This is a genomic window from Roseixanthobacter psychrophilus (assembly GCF_043195195.1).
In the GTDB taxonomy this organism is placed as follows: domain Bacteria; phylum Pseudomonadota; class Alphaproteobacteria; order Rhizobiales; family Xanthobacteraceae; genus NCEH01.
This window is the reverse complement of the sequence record NZ_JBAFWT010000002.1, coordinates 142,228-162,043: the sequence shown is the minus strand read 5'-3', so window position 1 is coordinate 162,043 and position 19,816 is coordinate 142,228. Positions and strand designations below refer to the sequence as shown.

Annotated in this window: 18 protein-coding genes; 9 read left to right on the top strand and 9 right to left on the bottom strand. The window is 65.1% G+C overall.

The genetic code is table 11. The features are described from left to right. The first annotated feature begins 14 nt into the window (after window positions 1-14). The 8 genes from V5F77_RS03045 to V5F77_RS03010 all read left to right on the top strand — a co-directional run bounded on the left by V5F77_RS03045 (window position 15) and on the right by V5F77_RS03010 (window position 9,762). On the top strand, window positions 15-1,121 hold the full coding sequence (locus V5F77_RS03045; RefSeq protein WP_429003850.1) for an electron transfer flavoprotein subunit alpha/FixB family protein: 1,107 nt from the start codon (window positions 15-17) through the stop codon (window positions 1,119-1,121). 14 nt (window positions 1,122-1,135) lie between these two features. Continuing rightward, window positions 1,136-2,443, top strand: a complete 1,308-nt coding sequence (locus V5F77_RS03040; RefSeq protein ID WP_429003849.1) for an FAD-dependent oxidoreductase — start codon at window positions 1,136-1,138, stop codon at window positions 2,441-2,443. Window positions 2,444-2,514: 71 nt separating this feature from the next. Beyond that, window positions 2,515-2,808: a ferredoxin family protein gene (locus V5F77_RS03035; RefSeq protein ID WP_429003848.1), complete on the top strand. Its 294-nt coding sequence runs from the start codon at window positions 2,515-2,517 to the stop codon at window positions 2,806-2,808. Between the two features lie 759 nt (window positions 2,809-3,567). Continuing rightward, window positions 3,568-4,041, top strand: coding sequence for a formate dehydrogenase subunit gamma (locus tag V5F77_RS03030; RefSeq protein ID WP_429003847.1), 474 nt, complete (start codon window positions 3,568-3,570; stop codon window positions 4,039-4,041). After that, the gene (locus V5F77_RS03025) at window positions 4,038-5,600 is read left to right on the top strand and encodes a formate dehydrogenase beta subunit (RefSeq protein WP_429003846.1); all 1,563 of its coding nucleotides are present in this window, start codon (window positions 4,038-4,040) and stop codon (window positions 5,598-5,600) included. Before V5F77_RS03030 ends, V5F77_RS03025 begins: the two co-directional genes overlap by 4 nt. Before the next feature lie 10 nt (window positions 5,601-5,610). Then, the gene (gene fdhF / locus V5F77_RS03020; protein ID WP_429003845.1) at window positions 5,611-8,448 is read left to right on the top strand and encodes a formate dehydrogenase subunit alpha; all 2,838 of its coding nucleotides are present in this window, start codon (window positions 5,611-5,613) and stop codon (window positions 8,446-8,448) included. Window positions 8,449-8,678: 230 nt separating this feature from the next. Further along, window positions 8,679-9,533 carry a formate dehydrogenase accessory sulfurtransferase FdhD gene (gene fdhD / locus V5F77_RS03015; protein WP_429003844.1) on the top strand — a complete coding sequence of 285 codons (855 nt, stop codon included), beginning with the start codon at window positions 8,679-8,681 and terminating at the stop codon, window positions 9,531-9,533. Further along, on the top strand, window positions 9,523-9,762 hold the full coding sequence (locus tag V5F77_RS03010; protein WP_429003843.1) for a formate dehydrogenase subunit delta: 240 nt from the start codon (window positions 9,523-9,525) through the stop codon (window positions 9,760-9,762). The genes fdhD and V5F77_RS03010 overlap by 11 nt, the downstream gene beginning before the upstream one ends. A 3-nt stretch (window positions 9,763-9,765) precedes the next feature. Here V5F77_RS03010 and V5F77_RS03005 read toward each other — a convergent pair whose 3' ends face one another. From V5F77_RS03005 to V5F77_RS02975, 7 genes are all read right to left on the bottom strand, one after another. Beyond that, the gene (locus tag V5F77_RS03005) at window positions 9,766-11,187 is read right to left on the bottom strand and encodes an FAD-binding oxidoreductase (protein WP_429003842.1); all 1,422 of its coding nucleotides are present in this window, start codon (window positions 11,185-11,187) and stop codon (window positions 9,766-9,768) included. A gap of 32 nt (window positions 11,188-11,219) precedes the next feature. After that, the gene (locus V5F77_RS03000; RefSeq protein ID WP_429003841.1) at window positions 11,220-12,350 is read right to left on the bottom strand and encodes a cation diffusion facilitator family transporter; all 1,131 of its coding nucleotides are present in this window, start codon (window positions 12,348-12,350) and stop codon (window positions 11,220-11,222) included. A 98-nt stretch (window positions 12,351-12,448) separates the two neighbouring features. Continuing rightward, complete coding sequence (gene pcaD / locus V5F77_RS02995) at window positions 12,449-13,228, bottom strand: 3-oxoadipate enol-lactonase (protein ID WP_429003840.1); 780 nt, start codon at window positions 13,226-13,228, stop codon at window positions 12,449-12,451. Window positions 13,229-13,377: 149 nt separating this feature from the next. After that, a complete protein-coding gene (locus tag V5F77_RS02990) occupies window positions 13,378-13,587 on the bottom strand; it encodes a DUF3126 family protein (protein WP_348847713.1) in 210 nt (69 codons plus the stop codon). A gap of 78 nt (window positions 13,588-13,665) precedes the next feature. Then, a complete protein-coding gene (cysE, locus tag V5F77_RS02985) occupies window positions 13,666-14,535 on the bottom strand; it encodes a serine O-acetyltransferase (RefSeq protein ID WP_429003839.1) in 870 nt (289 codons plus the stop codon). Window positions 14,536-14,611: 76 nt separating this feature from the next. Next, window positions 14,612-15,364, bottom strand: a complete 753-nt coding sequence (locus V5F77_RS02980) for an alpha/beta fold hydrolase (protein WP_429003838.1) — start codon at window positions 15,362-15,364, stop codon at window positions 14,612-14,614. 149 nt (window positions 15,365-15,513) lie between these two features. Then, window positions 15,514-16,764 (bottom strand): hypothetical protein, encoded by a 1,251-nt coding sequence (locus V5F77_RS02975; protein WP_429003837.1) that lies wholly within the window; start codon window positions 16,762-16,764, stop codon window positions 15,514-15,516. Between the two features lie 129 nt (window positions 16,765-16,893). Between V5F77_RS02975 and V5F77_RS02970 the strand changes: the two genes are divergently transcribed. Continuing rightward, the gene (locus V5F77_RS02970) at window positions 16,894-17,496 is read left to right on the top strand and encodes a DUF2239 family protein (RefSeq protein WP_429003836.1); all 603 of its coding nucleotides are present in this window, start codon (window positions 16,894-16,896) and stop codon (window positions 17,494-17,496) included. Between the two features lie 77 nt (window positions 17,497-17,573). Here the strand turns inward: V5F77_RS02970 and V5F77_RS02965 are convergent, their stop codons facing one another. Together V5F77_RS02965 and V5F77_RS02960 are read right to left on the bottom strand one after the other, a co-directional pair. Next, entirely contained in the window at window positions 17,574-18,359 is a 786-nt protein-coding gene (locus tag V5F77_RS02965; RefSeq protein ID WP_429003835.1) for a TerC family protein, read from the bottom strand. Between the two features lie 420 nt (window positions 18,360-18,779). Continuing rightward, entirely contained in the window at window positions 18,780-19,799 is a 1,020-nt protein-coding gene (locus tag V5F77_RS02960) for a Tim44 domain-containing protein (protein ID WP_429003834.1), read from the bottom strand. Window positions 19,800-19,816: the final 17 nt, after the last annotated feature.

The following is a 19,816-nucleotide window of genomic DNA, read 5'->3' as shown; positions in this document are numbered from 1 at the left end:
GAGGAACCATGGCGATGAGCGAACCGACCAAAGCGCCCGCCCCGGCCGCAGGCCGCGCGGCAACCAAGAAGGAGCTCCCCGAGCACTTCAAGGCCTACAAGCACGTGTGGGTGTTCATCGAGCAGGAGCGCGGCGTGGTTCATCCCGTCTCCTGGGAATTGCTGGGCGCGGGACGTATCCTCGCCGACAAGCTTAAAGTTGAGCTGGCTGCGGTGGTGATCGGGCCCGAGGGCGAAGCTACGCGTTCGGCCGCCGCAGAATCCTTCTGCTACGGCGCCGACCTTGCTTATGTGGTGGCCGACGACCTGCTGACCGACTATCGCAACGAGGCCTATACCAAGGCGCTCACCGACGTGGTCAACACCTACAAGCCGGAAATCCTGCTGCTCGGCGCCACCACGCTCGGCCGCGATCTCGCCGGCTCGGTGGCGACGACGCTGCTGACCGGTCTGACCGCCGACTGCACCGAACTGGACGTGGACGCGGATGGCTCCCTCGCGGCGACCCGCCCCACCTTCGGCGGCTCGCTCCTTTGCACCATCTACACGCTCAATTATCGGCCGCAGATGGCGACGGTGCGCCCGCGCGTCATGTCCATGCCGGAGCGGGTTGAGAAAATGGCGGGGCGGATTATCACCCATCCGCTTGGCATGATCGAGGATGACATCGTCACCAAGGTCCTGTCCTTCATGCCGGATCGCGATTCCGCCAAATCCAACCTCGCCTATGCCGACGTGGTGGTGGCTGGCGGCCTCGGGCTCGGCTCGCCGGAAAACTTCCAGCTGGTGCGCCAGCTCGCCGGTGTGCTCGGGGCCGAATATGGTTGCTCGCGACCGTTGGTCCAGAAGGGCTGGGTCACCTCCGACCGGCAGATAGGCCAGACGGGCAAGACCATCCGGCCGAAACTTTATATCGCCGCCGGCATTTCCGGCGCGATCCAGCATCGCGTTGGCGTGGAAGGGGCGGACATGATCGTCGCCATCAACACCGACCCCAATGCGCCGATCTTCCAATACGCCCATGTGGGCATCGTCACCGACGCGATCCGGCTCCTGCCGGCGCTGACCGAGGCCTTTCGTGCCCGCCTGTCGCCCCATTCGCGCGACCGGATCGCAAGCTGAAGGAGGAGCGTGCCATGATCGAAGAAAAGTTTGATGCGATCGTTGTTGGCGCGGGAATGGCCGGCAACGCCGCCGCGCTGACCCTTGCCCAGCGCGGCCTGAAAGTGCTGCAACTGGAGCGCGGGGAATATTCCGGCTCCAAGAATGTTCAGGGCGCCATCCTCTATGCCGACATGCTGGAGAAGCTGATCCCCGACTTCCGCGAGGAGGCGCCGCTCGAGCGCCATCTGGTGGAGCAACGCTTCTGGATGATGGACGACCGCTCGCACACCGGGCTGCATTACAAGTCCGACGAATTCAACGAGGAAAAGCCGAACCGCTACACCATCATCCGCGCCCAATTCGACAAATGGTTTTCCTCCAAGGTCAAGGAGGCCGGCGCGGTCGTGCTGTGCGAGACCACGGTGACCGAGCTGGTGCAGGACGCCTATGGCAAGGTCATCGGTGTGCGGACCGACCGCAAGGACGGTCAGATTCATGCCGATGTGGTGGTGCTGGCCGAGGGCGTGAACGGCCTGCTCGGCACCCGCGCGGGTCTGCGCGAACGGCCCAAGCCCGATAATGTGGCGCTGGCCGTGAAGGAAATGCACTTTCTGCCGCGCGAGACCATCGAAGCCCGCTTCAATCTCAAGGGCGACGAAGGAACTGTGATCGAGGCCGTCGGCACCATTTCGCGGGGCATGACGGGCATGGGCTTCATCTATGCGAACAAGGAGTGCGTCTCGTTGGGCATCGGCTGCCTGGTTGCGGACTTCCAGAAGTCCGGCGAGACCCCCTATGGCCTGCTGGAGCGGTTCAAGAGCCATCCCTCTGTGGCGCCGCTGATCGAAGGCTCCGAAGTGAAGGAATATTCCGCCCATCTGATCCCGGAGGGCGGCTACAAGGCGATCCCGCAGCTTTATGGCGATGGCTGGGTGGTGGTGGGCGATGCCGCCCAGCTCAACAATGCTATCCATCGCGAGGGTTCGAACCTCGCCATGACCTCCGGCCGTATCGCCGCGGAAACGATTTTCCAGATCAAATCGCGCCGCGAGCCCATGACCAAGCAAAACCTGGCGCTCTACAAAACCTTGCTCGACGATTCCTTCGTCATCAAGGACCTCAAGAAATACAAGGACATGCCAGCGCTGATGCATGTTCAGTCGCAGAACTTCTTCCTCACCTATCCCCAGCTCGTATCTAAGGCGATGCAGAACTTTCTGCGCGTCGACGGTACGCCCAAGATGGAAAAGGAGAAGACCACCCTGCGCTCCTTCGTGGCCGCCCGCTCGTGGCTCGGCCTGTTTGGCGACGCTTTCCGCTTCGCCCGCGCTTGGCGCTAACGACCGCCCGGCGGAACACGGCCTTCTGAAATCGAACTAAATTCACACCGTCTCACCCTGGAGTTGGAACGATGAGCGATCCATCCGTCCGCGTCGAAGACAAGCTTTTCTACAATCGCTATCTCGTGGATGCCGGACGCGCCCATATCAAGGTGCGGCCCCACACCGTGCCTCCCGCGCCCCTGCTGGCGCTGCTGAAGGCTTGCCCGGCGCGCTGCTATGACCTCACCGAAAGCGGACAGGTTGAAGTGACCGTAGACGGCTGCGTCGAATGCGGCACCTGCCGCGTCATCGCAGAGCCGACCGGCGACATCGAGTGGAACTACCCCCGCGGCGGCTATGGGGTGCTGTTCAAGTTCGGCTGAGCCCCGCGCGCGGATCGAGACCCCCGGCGGTGACGTCGAGGAACAGCCTCAAGACCCAGTGTCTGAGCATCGAGACGGCGCACACTTAGCCAAATTCCGTAGATCACCATCGGCCAGCCTGCGCGACGCGCGGGCAAACTCAGAGGGTGGCGGCAGACCTGAAGCTCTTTCGGCACAGGCTGGTTTTGGCCGCTTCGGGGGGCTGCAGCGCAGGACCCACCCCACCACCGACAACGCCTGGCCCTCCGCCAGCGCGGGGCTTGCGTCCCGCCGCAGTCGCGGTGTGCTAGATCGACGGTCCTCCGGATCCCGCCCGCCACACTGCAACGCGACCTTATCTTCCCCGCCTTGCACCGCACCGACGCGCCCGGTGAACCGATCTCCCAAAGTGCCCCTATAAGACCGCGCTGTTCAAAACCGTGTGAGTGGGGCTGCAGCCGCTCGAGCGTGCATGCCATAAGATGCAGGCGCCTGCGCTTCATGCTGCATTGCAGCATTTAGAGTGCCAACGCATCTCCCCTGGTCACTCCAAGATAGAGAAACGCAATCAATATACCAAAAACTCTGGCCCTCGCGACGAGGGGGCGGGGCAAACAAGTGATAGATTGCAACACTTACGGCGATTTCATCGACCGCCAACGATAGAGATGTTCTATCGCAACATCCCACAGCTCGCTTGATCCGACGCCGCAAGCTGCCATTCTTTCTGGAATTATCACAAGGAAACCGCTTCCAGCGGGCCAGGGAAGGGTGTTGCCGATGGTCGGCTACGAATCGTGGAGCGCAGAACGCGCCTCCGAGATCATCTCCTCGCACCAGCATATGGCTGGCGCCACCATGCCCATCCTGCACGCGATTCAGGAGACGTTCGGCTTTGTGCCCGAGCCCGTCGTTCCGATGATTGCGGAAAGCCTGAACCTTTCGCGCGCCGAAGTGTTCGGGGTCGTCACCTTCTACCACGATTTCCGCCGGGAGCCGCCGGGGCGCCATGTGCTGAAGCTCTGCGCAGCGGAAGCCTGCCAGTCCATGGGCTCGGACGCTCTGGCCGAATATGCCCAGGAGCGCCTCGGCGTTTCCATGGGCGAAACCTCCACCGATGGCCGTGTCACGCTGGAACCGATCTATTGCCTCGGCCTGTGCGCCTGCGCCCCCTCGGCCATGATCGACGGCCGCCTTGTGGGCCGCCTCGACCGCGAAACCATTGACGAACTGGTCGCGGAGACCGACCGATGAGCAGCCCCCGCATTTTCGTCCCCAATGATGCCACCGCAATCGCCTGCGGCGCCGACCGCATCGCCTTGAAGCTGCAGGACGCCTTCGCGGCGCGCGGACTCTCGGTCGAGATCGTGCGCAACGGCTCGCGCGGCCTGTTCTGGCTGGAGCCGTTGCTGGAGGTTGAGACCCCCGCCGGGCGCATCGGCTATGGCCCGGTGAAGCCGTCCGAAGTCGAAGCGCTGCTGGATGCCGGCCTGCTCGACGGTGCCGCCCATCCCCTCTGCGTCGGTCTGGTGGAAGAGATCCCGTATCTCAAGAAGCAGACCCGCCTCACCTTTGTCCGCTGCGGCATCATCGATCCGCTGTCGCTTGAAGACTACAAGGCCCATGGCGGCTATCGCGGCCTTGCCAAGGCGGTTGAGATCGGCCCTTCCGCGACGGTCGAAGAAGTGTTCCTCTCCGGCCTGCGCGGGCGCGGCGGCGCGGGCTTCCCCACCGGCATCAAGTGGCGCACGGTTGCGGCAGCGCCGGCCGACCAGCGCTACATCGTCTGCAACGCCGACGAAGGCGACAGCGGCACCTTTGCCGACCGCTTGATCATGGAAGCCGACCCGTTCTGCCTGATCGAGGGCATGACCATCGCAGGCCTCGCCGTTGGCGCGACCAAGGGTTTCGTCTATTGCCGCTCGGAATATCCCCTGTCCCTGGTGGTGATGGAGAAGGCCATCGCCATCGCCCGCGCCAACGGGCTGCTCGGCAAGAATGTCGCCGGGTCCGGGTATGATTTCGACATGGAAATGCGCATGGGCGCCGGCGCCTATGTGTGCGGCGAGGAAACCGCCCTGCTGGACAGCCTGGAAGGCAAGCGCGGCGTGGTGCGCGCCAAGCCGCCGCTGCCGGCCCACAAGGGCCTGTTCGGCAAGCCCACCGTCATCAACAATCTGATCTCGCTCGCCACCGTCCCTGTGATCCTGGACAAGGGCGGCCAGTATTATCGCGATTTCGGCATGGGCCGTTCGCGCGGCACGATGCCGATCCAGCTCGCCGGCAACATCAAGTTCGGCGGCCTGTTCGAAACCGCCTTCGGCATTTCGCTCGGCGAATTGGTGAACGAGATCGGCGGCGGCACGGCGTCCGGGCGTCCGGTGCGGGCGGTGCAGGCGGGCGGACCGCTTGGCGCCTATATGCCGGTGTCGCAGTTCGACACGCCATTCGACTATGAGGCGTTCGCGGCCAAGGATGCGCTGATCGGCCATGGCGGCATCGTTGTGTTCGATGACACGGTGGACATGGCCCACATGGCGAAATTCGCCATGGAATTCTGCTCGCACGAGAGCTGCGGCAAGTGCACGCCCTGCCGCATCGGCTCCACGCGCGGGGTGGAAACCCTCGACAAGATCATCAACGGCGATCGACGCGAGGCCAATCTCGCGATCCTCACCGACCTTTGTCACACCATGAAGCTCGGCTCGCTCTGCGCGCTCGGCGGGTTCACGCCCTACCCGGTCATCAGCGCACTCACCCATTTCCCGGAAGATTTCGGCGTCGCACCGAAGCTTCCCGTGGCCGCGGAATAGGAGGAACTCAATGTCCCTCGTGCATGAAATTGATTATGGCACGCCGCTCTCCAAGTCCGAGAAGCTTGTCTCGCTGACCATTGACGGCATGAAGGTGGAAGTGCCTGAAGGCACCTCCATCATGCGCGCGGCCATGGAGATCGGGAACCAGATCCCCAAGCTCTGCGCCACCGATATGCTGGATGCCTTCGGTTCTTGCCGCCTCTGCCTGGTGGAGATCGAGGGCCGCAACGGCACGCCGGCCTCCTGCACCACCCCGGTTGCGGACGGCATAGTGGTGAAGACCCAGACCGAGCGGCTGAAGCAGATCCGCAAGGGGGTGATGGAGCTGTACATCTCCGATCATCCGCTGGACTGTCTGACCTGCTCCGCCAACGGCGATTGCGAGCTTCAGGACATGGCCGGCGTCGTCGGCCTGCGTGACGTGCGCTACGGCTATGAGGGCGAGAACCACACCAAGCTGGGCAAGGACGAATCCAACCCGTATTTCACCTACGAACAGTCGAAGTGCATCGTCTGTAATCGCTGCGTGCGGGCCTGCGAAGAGGTGCAAGGGACCTTCGCGCTGACCATTTCCGGCCGCGGCTTCGGCTCGCGCGTGTCGCCGGGCATGAACGAGACCTTCCTTTCGTCCGAGTGCGTCTCGTGCGGCGCCTGCGTGCAGGCCTGTCCCACCGCGACGCTGAACGAAAAATCTATGATCGCGATCGGCACCCCCGAGCATTCACTGGTGACCACCTGCGCCTATTGCGGTGTCGGCTGCACCTTCAAGGCGGAAATGCGCGGTGACGAGCTGGTGCGCATGGTCCCCTACAAGGACGGCAAGGCGAACCGGGGGCATTCCTGCGTAAAGGGCCGGTTCGCTTATGGCTATGCGACCCACAAGGATCGCATCCTCAAGCCCATGATCCGCTCATCCATCCACGAGCCGTGGAAGGAAGTGAGCTATGAGGAAGCGATCCAATACGCCGCTTCCGAGTTCAAGCGCATCCAGGAAAAATATGGCCGCCGTTCGGTGGGCGGTATCACCTCCTCGCGCTGCACCAATGAAGAAACCTATCTGGTACAGAAGCTGATCCGTGGAGCCTTCGGCAACAACAATGTCGATACCTGCGCCCGCGTCTGCCATTCGCCGACAGGCTATGGCCTCTCGCAGACTTATGGCACCTCGGCCGGCACGCAGGACTTCGATTCCATCGAAGAGACCGACGTGATCCTGGTGATCGGCGCCAACCCGACCGACGGCCACCCGGTGTTCGGCTCGCGCATGAAGAAGCGCCTGCGCGAGGGCGCGAAGCTGATCATCGCCGACCCGCGCAAGATCGACCTCGTGCGCACCCCGCATGTGCAGGCGGATTACCATCTGCCGCTGCGCCCGGGCACGAATGTGGCTTTGGTCACGGCGCTCGCCCATGTGGTCGTCACCGAGGGCTTGATGGATGAGGCTTTCATCCGCGAGCGTTGCGACTGGGACGAGTTCCAGGAATGGGCGGCCTTCGTCGCCGACGAGCGCCATAGCCCCGAGGCGGTCGCCAAATATACCGGCGTCGATCCGCAGGACGTGCGCAAGGCCGCCCGCCTCTATGCCACCGGCGGCAATGCGGCGATCTATTATGGACTCGGCGTGACCGAACACTCCCAGGGCTCCACCACTGTCATGGCGATCGCGAACCTCGCCATGGTGACCGGCAATGTCGGCCGCAACGGCGTGGGCGTGAACCCGCTGCGCGGCCAGAACAACGTGCAGGGCGCCTGCGACATGGGCTCCTTCCCCCATGAGCTGTCTGGCTACCGCCACGTCTCCGACGACGCCACCCGCGCGCTGTTCGAAAGCCTGTGGGGCGTGAAGCTGGACGCCGAGCCCGGCCTGCGCATTCCCAACATGTTCGACGCCGCCGTCGATGGCACCTTCAAGGGCATGTACGTGCAGGGCGAGGACATCCTCCAGTCCGATCCCGATACCCGCCACGTCTCGGCAGGGCTCGGTGCGCTGGAATGCCTCGTGGTGCAGGACCTGTTCCTGAACGAGACGGCGAACTACGCTCACGTCTTCCTGCCCGGCTGCTCGTTCCTGGAAAAGGATGGCACCTTCACCAATGCGGAACGCCGCATCCAGCGCATCCGCAAAGTGATGGCGCCCAAGAACGGCTATGCCGATTGGGAAGTCACGGTCATGCTGTCCGAGGCGCTCGGTTATCCCATGGACTACAGCCATCCCGGCGAGATCATGGACGAGATCGCCCGCCTCACGCCCACCTTCACGGGCGTGAGCTACAAGAAGCTAGACGAACTGGGCTCGGTTCAGTGGCCGTGCAACGACAAGGCGCCGGAAGGCACCCCCATCATGCACATCGGCGGCTTCGTGCGCGGCAAGGGCAAGTTCGTCCTCACCGAATACGTACCCACCGACGAGCGCACCGGCCCCTTGTTCCCGCTGCTGCTCACCACGGGCCGCATCCTCTCGCAATACAACGTCGGCGCGCAGACCCGCCGCACGGAGAATGTCGCCTGGCATGCGGAAGACGTGCTGGAGATCCACCCGCACGACGCCGAGAACCGCGGCATCCGCGACGGCGACTTCGTGAAGCTGGAAAGCCGCGCGGGCGGCACCTCCCTGCGCGCGGTGATCAGCGAGCGCATGCAGCCCGGTGTGGTCTACACCACCTTCCACCATCCGGTGACGCAGGCGAACGTGGTGACCACGGACTTCTCCGACTGGGCCACCAATTGCCCGGAATACAAGGTGACGGCCGTGCAGGTCGCCCCCTCCAACGGGCCGAGCGCTTGGCAGGAAGAGTATGAAGAGCTCTCCCGCCAGAGCCGCCGCATCGCCGAAGCGGCGGAGTGAGATGCAGACCGGCGCCGCGACGCGCCCTCCCCGCCTGGACCCAGGCCCCTCTCCCGCATGCGGGAGAGGGCTGGGAAAGGGGAAATCGGGCGGCGGGTCTTGCGCGTTTGTCGGTCTTTCCTTCCTTGCTCTCCCCGACAGGCGGGAAATGTTGCCAATGGCATGGCCGCACTTGAACGCGGGACCATTCGGCACAACCTTGATGGCAGCATCATCGGTTGGCGCGCATCATGGATGAGATGTCCGAAATTCCCGATTTCCCCAAGCCCGTGCGGCGCGTGAGCCGCGACGTGTGGCGGCTGGATGGCATCACCGTCTCCGAACGTGCGGTGCCGGAGGAAACACCGGTCGCCCTCACCTATAACGGCACCACCCATGCCGTGATGATGGCAAGCCCCATCGACATCGCCGATTTCGCCCTCGGCTTCTCCCTCACCGAGGGGATCATCGCGCGCCCGGCGGATATCCTCAGCCTCGACGTGATCGCGGTGGAGGATGGCATCGAAGCGCGCATGTGGATCGCCGAGGAGAAGATGGCCGTGCTCGGCGCCCGCCGCCGCGCCATGGCCGGCCCAACCGGCTGCGGCCTGTGCGGAGTGGAGAGCCTCGCCGAAGCCATCAAGCCCGCCGCTCAGGTCACCGCGCGGCCGGTCTTTCCCGCATCCCTCATATTGGAAGCCATGGCCGCCCTCGCGCCCGCCCAGACCCTCAATCACGAGACCCGCGCGGTGCATGCCGCAGGCTATTTTGAGCCGGGGCGCGGTCTGCTCGCAGTCTGCGAGGATGTGGGCCGCCACAATGCCCTCGACAAGCTGGTGGGCAAGGTGGTGAAGCTCGATGCCGATCCCGCACGCGGCATCACCCTGCTCACCAGCCGCGTCTCCATCGAGATGGTGCAGAAGGCCGCCGTGCTGGGCACCCCCGTCATCGCCGCCGTCTCCGCGCCGACCTCCCTCGCCATCCGTACCGCGCAGGCGGCCGGCATCACGCTGGCCGCGATCGTGCGCAGCGACGGGTTTGAACTCTTCACCCATCCCGAGCGCATTGATCTCGGGGCATCCTCACGGCCCGCACATGTCGCATAGCACCAGCACCAACGACCGCCTCGTCTACATGGCGAACCAGATCGCGACCGCCTTCTCCACGCAGCACCATGCGGAAGCCGTTGCCTCCACGCGCGAGCACATCCACAAATTCTGGGACCCGCGCATGCGCTCGAAGATTTTCGAGCATCTGGACCATGGCGGCGAAGGGCTCTCGCCCATCGCCAAGGAAGCCCTGGACGGCCTGCGCGGTTCAAAGGCCGCGGCCTGAGCTTCAGCCCTTTGGGTCGACCATGGCCCCGGCATTCATCAGGCCGGTGGGGTCAAAGGCGGCCTTCACCCGGCCCATGAGGGCGAGGCGTGTGGGATCGCCGTAGCGCTCCAGCAAATCGCGCTTCAGTCGACCGATGCCGTATTCCGCGCTGAAGCTGCCGCCCAGCGCGGCCGCGATGGCGTAAAGCTCGTGCGCGAGCCCCGCTTCGATCAGGCGGGTGAAGGCGAGCCTGTCCTCGCCCTTCGGCACCACGATGTTGTAGTGGAGATTGCCGTCGCCCACGTGGCCATAGACGGACAGAAGCAGCGTGGGATCGTAGGCGGTCACTGCTGTACGCGCTTGATCCAGAAAGCTATGGAGCGCCGGGATCGGGACAGAAATGTCCAACTTCACGGAACCGCCGGCATGCTTCTCGGCCTCGGCGATGCTCTCGCGCAGCGACCACATATCGGCGCGCTGACGCTCGGACTGGGCCAGCAGGGCGTCTTCCACCCACCCCTTTTCCATCAGCCCCTCAAGCACGCCAAGCAGCAGATCCTCCGGAGAAATGCGCCCCGAGGAGGACGACACTTCCAACAGCACCGCGCCGCCTTCGCCAGTGCGCAGGCCGAGAGTGGAACCCTTCAGCGCCTCCACCAGGGCTACCGAATTGGCCGTGATATATTCGAAGGATGAGACGAGATCGGAAGTCTCTCGCCGCACTTCGGCCAGCATCTGCGGCAGTTGCGCGCTTGGGGCAAGCTGCACCCAAGCGGTGGCGGTGAGGACCGGGGCCGGACAGAGCTTCAGCACCACGCCAGTGACGATGCCGAGCGTCCCCTCCCCGCCGACGAACAATTGTTTGAGATCATAGCCCACATTGTTCTTGCGTAGCGCGCGCATATCGTCGAGCAGCGTCCCGTCGGGCAGCACGGCCTCGATACCAAGCACCAGATCGCGCGTCATGCCGTAGCGCAGCACGGAGAGGCCGCCGGCATTGGTGCCGATATTCCCCCCGAGCCGGCAGCTCCCTTCGGAGCCAAGATCAAGCGGCAGCATGCAGCCGGCCGCCGCGGCGGCGGCGTGAGCGTCCGCGAGGATCACGCCAGCATCGGCGCTGAGCGTGAAGCCGAGCGGGTCCACCGTGCGGATCTTATTCATCCGCTCCAGGCTCACGACGAGTTGGCGCCCGGTGTCATCCGGCGTCGCGCCGCCGACATAGGAGGTATTACCCGCCTGCGGCACGAGGCCGAAGCCGAGCTGCGCCGCGAGCTTGGCCACCGCCTGCACCTCAGCCGTGCTACGCGGGCGCAGCACGGCTGGCGTCCGTCCCGAGATGAGCTTGCGCTGATCCGTCACATAAGGCGCTGTGAGATCGGGCGTGCTCATCACCCCCGCCTCACCCAGGAGGGTGCGGAACGGGGAGAGCGACTCTTCGGACATGTGGCTTCTCTTTTTGGCAGTCGGATCGTGGTTTAGATCACATCGGCTGGCGCAAGGGCGCAGGGGATGGTGCCGTCCTCCACCTGGATCGCCGCATGGCCGATCTTGAACCGCACCTTGAGCTCGGCGCAGGTCTCGGCCAGGAAGGCATCGTCGATGGTCGCGCCTGGGCGTACCAGATGCACTGTCAGCGCTGAATCGGTGGTGCTGAGACCCCAGATATGCAGGTCATGCACCTCGCTCACCCCGGGGCGGCCGGCCAGGAAGCGCTCCACCGCATCGTGGTCAATGCCACTCGGCACCACATCCATGGCGAGGTCCACGCTATCACGCAGGAGGCCCCATGTACCGGCGATGATCGCCACTGCGATCGCAAGGCTTACCACCGGGTCGAGCCAGAGCCATCCGGTGAGGGCAATCACCAGGGCGGCGATCACCACGCCGAGCGATACCGCCGCGTCGGCAATCAGGTGCACGAAGGCGCCGCGCACGTTCAGGTCTCCCTTCCGGTCGGCCATGAACAGCATGGCGGTGCCGAAATTCACGCCGATGCCCACCAGGGCAACGATCATGACGACGCCGGTCTGGATCGGCGCGGGATCGCTAAAGCGGCCGACAGCCTCGATGATGATGCCGCCGGTTCCGAGCAACAGGATCATGGCGTTGGCGAGCGCGGCGAGGATCGAGGAACGGCCGTAGCCGAAGGTGCGGCGCCGGCTCGGTGCGCGGCGCGAAAGCCAGGCGGCGCCCCAGGCCAGGAGCAGGCCGAGCACGTCGGAGAGATTGTGGCCGGCATCGGCCAGCAAAGCGAGCGAACCGGACAGAAGGCCGAAGATCGCCTCGATGATCACGAAACCGAAATTGACCGAGGCGCCAATGGCGAACGCCCGTAGCGAGCTAGGCACCGCATGGCTGTGGTCGTGCCCTGCGTGCCCATGACCACCGTGACCAGCATGGCTGTCGCCCGCAGCGGACTGATCGTGGTCATCGTGCGGGGCCGGGGTGGCATGCGCGTGGTCGGCACCGTGGTCATGGCCGACATGGTTATGGCTGGCGTGATTGTGGTTCTCGTGCCCCTGCGGAAAGACGGCCTGGGCCGCCACTTCGGGTGCCGGGCCCGGCACCGGTTTGCCGTCGTGCGGATCGTGCGCCTGTGCCGTCATGGTGGGCTCCTTGCCGCCATTGCGAAGCTGACGAGCGTCTAGATACCATCACACGCCGCGTTCCGCGCGCCCCGAGCGACGACAAAAACCCGCAGGTCTCAGCCGAGGAAGCCGATCACCTCGCGGGCAAAGTCCGCTGGCGCCTCGATAGCCGACATATGGCTGGTGTCGAGCTTCACCAGTTCAGCGCCGGGAATGTGTGCGGCGATCGCCTCGCCCCATTCCGGCGGCGTTGAACGGTCTTGCAGGCCCACGATCACTAGGCAAGGGGTGGCGATGTGCGGCAGGCCGGGGCGGAAATCCATGTCACGCATGGCGCAGCTCGTGCCCATGTACCCGCCGGGCGCAGTGTGCACGATCATCTCGCGCACCTTCGCCACCTGGTCGGGATGGGCGGCGCGGAACTTCGGCGTAAACCAGCTTTCGATCACGGCATCGGCGATCGGCGCGGTGCCGGTGCGGCGCACCGCCTTGATGCGGCCTTCCCACATGCGATGGGGGCCCGCGTGGGCGGTGGTGTTGGCGAGCACAGCCCGTTTCAGGCGCTGCGGCGCATTGAGCGCCAGCCATTGCCCCACCATGCCGCCCAGCGACAGGCCGCAATACTCCACCGGGCCAGCAACGCCGAGCCGGTCCAGGATGTTGAGAAGGTCGCGGCCGAAATCGCCCATGGAATAGACCGCGTCCGGCGCGCTGGACTGGCCATGGCCGCGCGCGTCATAGCGGATCACGCGGAAACGGGAGGCGAGATGGGGCAGCAGCGGGTCCCACATTTCCAGCGTGGTGCCGAGCGAATGGGCGAGCACCAGCGGCGGCGCTCCGTCCTTGCCGTCCAGCTGAATCCGGAAACGCTCACCTGCAATATCGAGGAAGGACACGAAGACCCCGCGCGGCATTTTGTATATGACGCCGGTTTAATGGCTTGCCGGCAATTGGCAAGGTGGATTGGTGGGAAGCGGTCCAGGCCGAAAAGAACCCTCCGGCCGGGCCGGAGGGGATGCGCTATAAAAAGCGCGGCCGCGAAGCCTCAATCGAGGTCGGCTTCGAGAATCGCCATCTGGAAATTGTAGGAGAGGTCGCCGTCTTCCTCGTCCTTGAACAGAACACCGATGAATTCCTCACCCAGATAAACCTCAGCCGAATCGGTCTTCTTCGGGCGCGCGGTCACCTTGATCTGCGGATTGCCGAACAAGGTGCGCATGTAGCGCTGCACGCGCTCGAGTTCCGTTTTATCCAAGTCTTGTCCTCCAAGGGTCGAATGGCCGCCAGGCGACGGCCACGAAAGCGCGGAATGCGCGTGAACTGACAGCGCGGCTCAGATGTCTGCGCCGGCGAAGATATTGTCGTCGAACATCTGGTCCATGGCGCGGGCGGGCTCGGCGCAGCCAGCCTCTCCCACCACCTTGGCCGGCACGCCGGCGACTGTGGTCTTGGGCGGCACCGGCTTCAGCACCACCGAGCCGGCGGCGATGCGGGCGCAATGGCCGACCTCGATATTGCCCAGAACCTTCGCGCCAGCGCCGATCAAAACGCCGTGGCGGATCTTGGGATGGCGGTCACCGGTCTCCTTGCCAGTGCCGCCGAGGGTGACGCCCTGAAGGATGGAGACGTCATCCTCGATCACCGCCGTGGCGCCGATCACGATGCCAGTGGCATGGTCGAGGAAGATGCCGCGCCCGACGGGAACCGCGGGATGGATGTCCACGGTGAATACCGAGGAGGCCCGGCTCTGCAGATAGAGGGCAAAATCGCGCTGGTTATTGGACCACAGCCAATGGGACAGACGATGGGTCTGCAGGGCGTGGAAGCCCTTGAAATAGAGCACCGGCTCCAGCGCGCGGGTGGTGGCGGGGTCGCGATCTACCACCGCCATGATGTCGGCGCGCAGCGCTTGGGAGATGGTGCGGTCCTGGGAGACCGCCTCGTGATAGGCCGCGCGGATGGCGGAACCGGGCAACTCGGCATGGTCGAGCCGCGCGGCGATGCGCTCTCCGATCACAGCCTCCAGGCTGCCCTGGCCGAGCACCGCGCCGATCAAGAAGCCCGCGAGCAGCGGCTCACGCTCGGCTGCGAGATCCGCCTCGTTGCGGATCCGCGCCCAGACGGGATCGACCACGTCCTGGAAGCGCTCCGTATTGATGCGCGCCAGCGACTGATGCGGCGCCTTGAACAAAGACTGGGGCATTCCTGCCTCCCGGTGGATCACGTTTCAACGCATTTCTAGCACATGCGAGCCGTCGTTCCGAGACGGCCGATGCACATCACCCATGCCGGGCGAAGAAGTCGAGCGCGGCCTGCTTGAACACCTTGTCGCCCACAGCGGGATTGTGATCCCGGTTGGGAATATCCAACACCTCGCCCTTCGGCAACAGCGCCGCCAGTTCGTGAGCGTCGCCCGCGATCTTATCGCGCGTGCCCACAGCCACCAGGGCGGGCTGGTCGATCTCCGCCACCTGTTGGCGCGTCAGGGTCTGGCGCGAGCCACGGATGCAGGCGGCAAGCGCCTTGAGATCGGCCTTATTGGCGTCCGCGAAGGCGCGGAACATGCGGCCGAGCGGATCTTCCACATCCGCGAGGCTCGGCGCCTCCAGCGCCGCCGCCACTTCCTGCGGCAGGCCGTCGCCCTCCACCAGATGGATGCCGAGGCCGCCCATGATGAAGCTGTTGAGCCGCTCGGGCTCGGCCAGGGCAAATTGCGCAGCCACCCGCGCGCCCATGGAATAGCCGATGATGTCGATGCGCGGGATCGCCAGATGGTCCAGGAGCCGCTTGGCGTCCTGCGCCATCAAACGGGTGTCGTACAGGTCGGGGTCGTACAGCTTGGTGGAGCCGCCATGTCCACGATGATCGAATGCAATCACCCGGTAGCCGGCTTCCATGAGGGTCTTGAACCACCCCGTATGAACCCAATTGATTTCCTTGGTGGAGCCAAAGCCATGAATCAGCAGGATCGGCGGGCCCGAGCCCTCATCCAGAAAGGCGATGTCCAGGCCGTCGGCGGAAAGGAGAGGCATAGGGGGTCCGAAGCAATGGTTCGGGACGGACCCTAAATCGACCCGAGGTGAAGCGAAAGCAAAAGCTTCCGCCGCTCCCCAAGCCTAAATCAGGTCATTGATCCTAAATGGTTTATCCCAGTTTAAGCCGGCTCATTACAGAGCATTTCTCACACAGCGGACAGGGACGCGGCGGCGCGGGCCGCCGCCTCAAAGCGGGCGACCGCGCGTCCGCCACCACCGTCGGAAGGCACATGGGGCAGCCCTTCGTTTTCCGGGCCGGCGCCCGCAAACCGAGCGAAGCCGCCAAACGCCGGCTCCGGCCGCTGTGGCGGAGCCGCGGCGTGGCGCATGGCCGCCGCGACGGGGAATGGGCTTAGCCGGCGCACGCGCTTGCGGCGCCAGATCGGGCGCACCAGGGTCACGCAGAAGCTGTTGAAGACGGCGATGAACCCGAACAGCCAGACCACGGCGGCGAGCCCCCACCACACGAGTTTCAGGAGCGTCGAGCCGATCACCAGCGCGCCGCGCCCGAGGGTCTTGAGGATGGCCAGAGTCTGCCCGCCCTTGGCCTCGGCAAGGCGCGCGAGGCGGGAGAGGTCGCCGCTGTTTTCAGCCACGGCAAGACCCGCGACGGCGGCCCGTGAACCCGCCTTGGCCTGCACCGTGCCGAGATCGCCCATCAGCCGAGCGAGCGGCTTGAGACCATCGGCACGGACCACGCCCTTGAGCGCGGTGGCGTCCAGGCTCGCTCCGGCGCGGCGCAGGGCGGCAAAATCCACTGTTTCGTTCACCGCGCGGGTCAAAAGGCGGGTCATGCCCACGGAAAGCCGCCCGGTGCGCTTGGCAATCTTGACCGCGCTCACCCCCGCCCGCACCGGCAAGCCGGCGCCGAACGTGGCATAAGTGCCGGCGGTGAGCGCCAGCCCGGCCACGGAAAGACCGAGGATCAACGGGTCCACCGCTTCCCCATTGGCATATTTCCAGCCCTCGCGCGTGGCGTCGCGCAGGTCGCCCCAGGCTGTCAGATCGCCGGCGGCGGCGCCCGCAAAGCCGGCGACGTCTGCCGGCGTGCCGGTGAGGAAACCGGCGCCGAAATTCTTGGCGGAGCGCCAGGCCGCCGCCGCTCCACCATTGGCGGCGACAACCTGCGCCCGCAGCTCGGCAGACACAGCGAGGCCGTGTGCATCGGCAAGTTCCAGATAGGAGGCGGCAAGCTCCCCATCGTCATCCGCGAGGGCTTGGGTGATTTCCGTATTGGCATCGGCGGACGTGAAGGAGCGAAGAGAGAGGTCGGACAGCAGTGCCGGATTGTCCCGTGCCTGGACTAAGCGCACACCGGCTTTTGCCAGGGGCGCGGCCCAAGGCAGGAGGCCGGCGAAGGCCGCCAGCAGGCCGAACAGGGCAAGGATTCGCGCCATCTTCTTCTCCCTTCGGAGAGTAAACGCAGTTTGTGGCAAGCCGGTGCCGAGGCGCAAATTATTTTTACCCGGATTCAATTGACGAGTTAATTATACCCGGGTATTAAATCGAGACGAAAGGAATTCGTCATGAGCACCGCTGCCGCATCCCCCGCCCTTCCCTTCCCCGGGCCGTTCATCGCTTTTGCCGGACCGCGGCGACTGGCAGAAGGCTCCGCCGCCGAGGTCGCGTCCGCCGTGAAGCGCATGCACCTTGAAGACGAGACGCAGCAGGTGCTGGTGTTCGATCTGGAAACCGCCCACCCGGCGGATTTCGATTTGCGCGGCACGCCCGAGGAGGTTGCCGCGCGATATGCCGATCTGCCGGCGCCGCCTGAGGTGGAAGCGGCCCGTGGTCCCGGCCGGCCGCGCCTCGGGGTGGTCGCCCGTGAGGTGACACTGCTGCCGCGTCATTGGGACTGGCTCGCTGCCCAGCCCGGCGGCGCGTCAGTCGCGCTGCGCAAGCTTGTGGAAGCCGCACGTCGCGACCAGAGCGCGCCTGCCCGCCGCCGCGCCGCCCAGGAGGCCTGCTATCGCTTCATGAGCGCTCTTGCCGGCAATCTTTCCCAGTTCGAGGAGGCGTTGCGCGCCTTCTATGCGGGAGACGCGGCGGGCTTCGCCAAGCTCACCGCCGCCTGGCCGGAAGAGATCCGCGCCCACGCCCATCGGCTTGCAGCACCGGCCTTCGACTGATTGACCGGCCGAGGGAAACGCAAACGGCCCGCCCCTTGCGAGGCGGGCCGCTTCTTTTTCAATTCGCGTGCGCCGACTCAGCGGCCGCTCGCGCGCCCCTCAGCATGGGTCCCCGCGGCGCCATTCGTGGGGGTTTTGGTCTTGGCGCGGCGCACGAGCATGTTCAGCACCTCCACACCGGTGGAGAAGGCCATGGCGGCGTAGACATAGCCCTTGGGCACATGCGCCCCGAAGCCATCTGCGATCAGCGTCATGCCGATCATGATGAGGAAGCCCAGCGCCAGCATGACCACCGTGGGATTGGCCTCGATGAAGTGGGCCAACGGATCGGCCGCCAGCAACATCACACTCACCGCCACGATCACAGCGATGATCATGATGGGGATGTGCTCGGTCATGCCCACTGCGGTGATGATGCTGTCGATGGAGAATACGATGTCCAGCATCAGGATCTGAGCGATAGCTGCGCTGAAGCCGATGGTCACCTTGCTGGTGCCGAAAACATCGTCATGCGGCGCAGGATCGACGCTGTGGTGGATCTCCTTGGTGGCCTTCCACACCAGGAACAGACCGCCGGCGATCAGGATCATGTCGCGCCAGGAGAACGGCTGGCCGAACACAGTGAACACCGGAGTGGTCAGTTGAACGATGATCGCCACCGTGCCCAGCAGCGCGAGCCGCAGGATCAGTGCAAGGCCGATACCGATGCGCCGCGCCTTCGAGCGGTGCTGGGCCGGGAGCTTGTTGGTCAGGATCGAGATGAAGATGAGGTTGTCGATGCCGAGCACGATCTCCATCGCCACCAGCGTGACGAGGGCCACCCAAGCGGCGGGATTGGCTGCCAGTTGCAAGAGATAGTCCATGGATCACTCACCTGCCTTCGACGGATGAAACGGGATGGGAAAGGATACGGCCCGCCCGGGCCACAAGCAGCAGCATGGGCGCACGGACATGCACCCGCGCCCGTCCGCGATCCTTGATCGCGACAGGGGCAGGCGGCACCGGAGCGGGCACGCAAAAGGGCGTCAGGAAACCGAAACGGGGCATTTGGACTCTCGCCGGCAAGGATGTCGGAAGAGATCCGACATCACGCACGCATCTTCATGCACGCGCCAGAGGGGCCCGGATCGATAGGCCTCATCTAGGAAGCGCAACGCCACAAGACCAGAAGAAGAGAGGTGCGGCAGGCTGTCGCAGTAACCCAGGCGAGAGCGAACGCGGCAGCGCAAACGAAAACGGCCGGAAAAATCCCGGCCGTCGATTTGAAGCTAAATGATCGAACGTCACACGTCCTGGATTGCCGAGAGCTTCCACTCCCCGCCGCGGGGGCGAACGAAGGTCCACACCTCGGTGGTCTCGGTGACGGCGTCCCTGCTGCCAGCGGCCAGTGCGCCGGTGGTGCGGTCGCGCATCAGGTCGCGGATCGAGTACCGCATGGCGACCGTCGCATACTCCATATTGCCCTCGCGCCAAGCCTCGGCGAGATCGCCCTGAAGCAGCTTCACATCGCTCACATCATTGCGCACGCCGCGAGCGGCATTGTCGCGCAATTCCTCGGAGAACACGGCGAGCACCTCAGGCGTGGTGTGGTCCGCAAGCGCACCATGGTCCTCGCGGGAAAATGCGCCCTGAATCTCGCTCAGCAGGCGCTCGAACGCGTCGAGGTCCTGCGGGCCGATCCCCACTTCGTCCTTCACGCCGCCGACCGGCGCCGGCTGCTGGACCGGCGCGCGCGCGCCGCCAAGACCGCCTAGGGCACTGCGCCCGGCAGCCGGCTGTCCGGCGCCCATCTCAGCAGGACGCGACCCGCCGAACATGCTGTCACGCGACAGCGGGCCCGGGAACGGCGCACCTGCTCCGGCCGGCCGCTGCTGACGACGGCTTGCGAAGAAGCGCATCGCGAGGAACACGAGGCCGCCCACCAGTGCCACCTGGAGCAGCAGGCCGAGGAAACCGGTCAGGCCGCCGAGGCCGCCGCCGAACAGCATGCCCACGAGGCCACCGATCAACAGGCCGCGCATCAGCGCGCCACCGAAGCCGCTGCCGAACATGCCGCCAGGCCGCGCCGCATTGGCCGCGCCGGCGGTGTTCATGCCGGGCTGCTGCTGGGGCGTGATGGAGCGTTGAATGGGCGCCGCGCTTGGCGCCGTATTGGTGCTGGCAGGCGCCTGGAAGGTACGCCCCCCGCGGCTTCCGAAGCCGCCGCCTTGGCGCGCGTCGGCATGATCCACCACCGTCAATGTCACCGCCGAAGCGAGAGCGAGAACGCCCATCAGGACCGGCATGCGCTTGAAAATCTTCATTTCACCCTCGAAAGGAA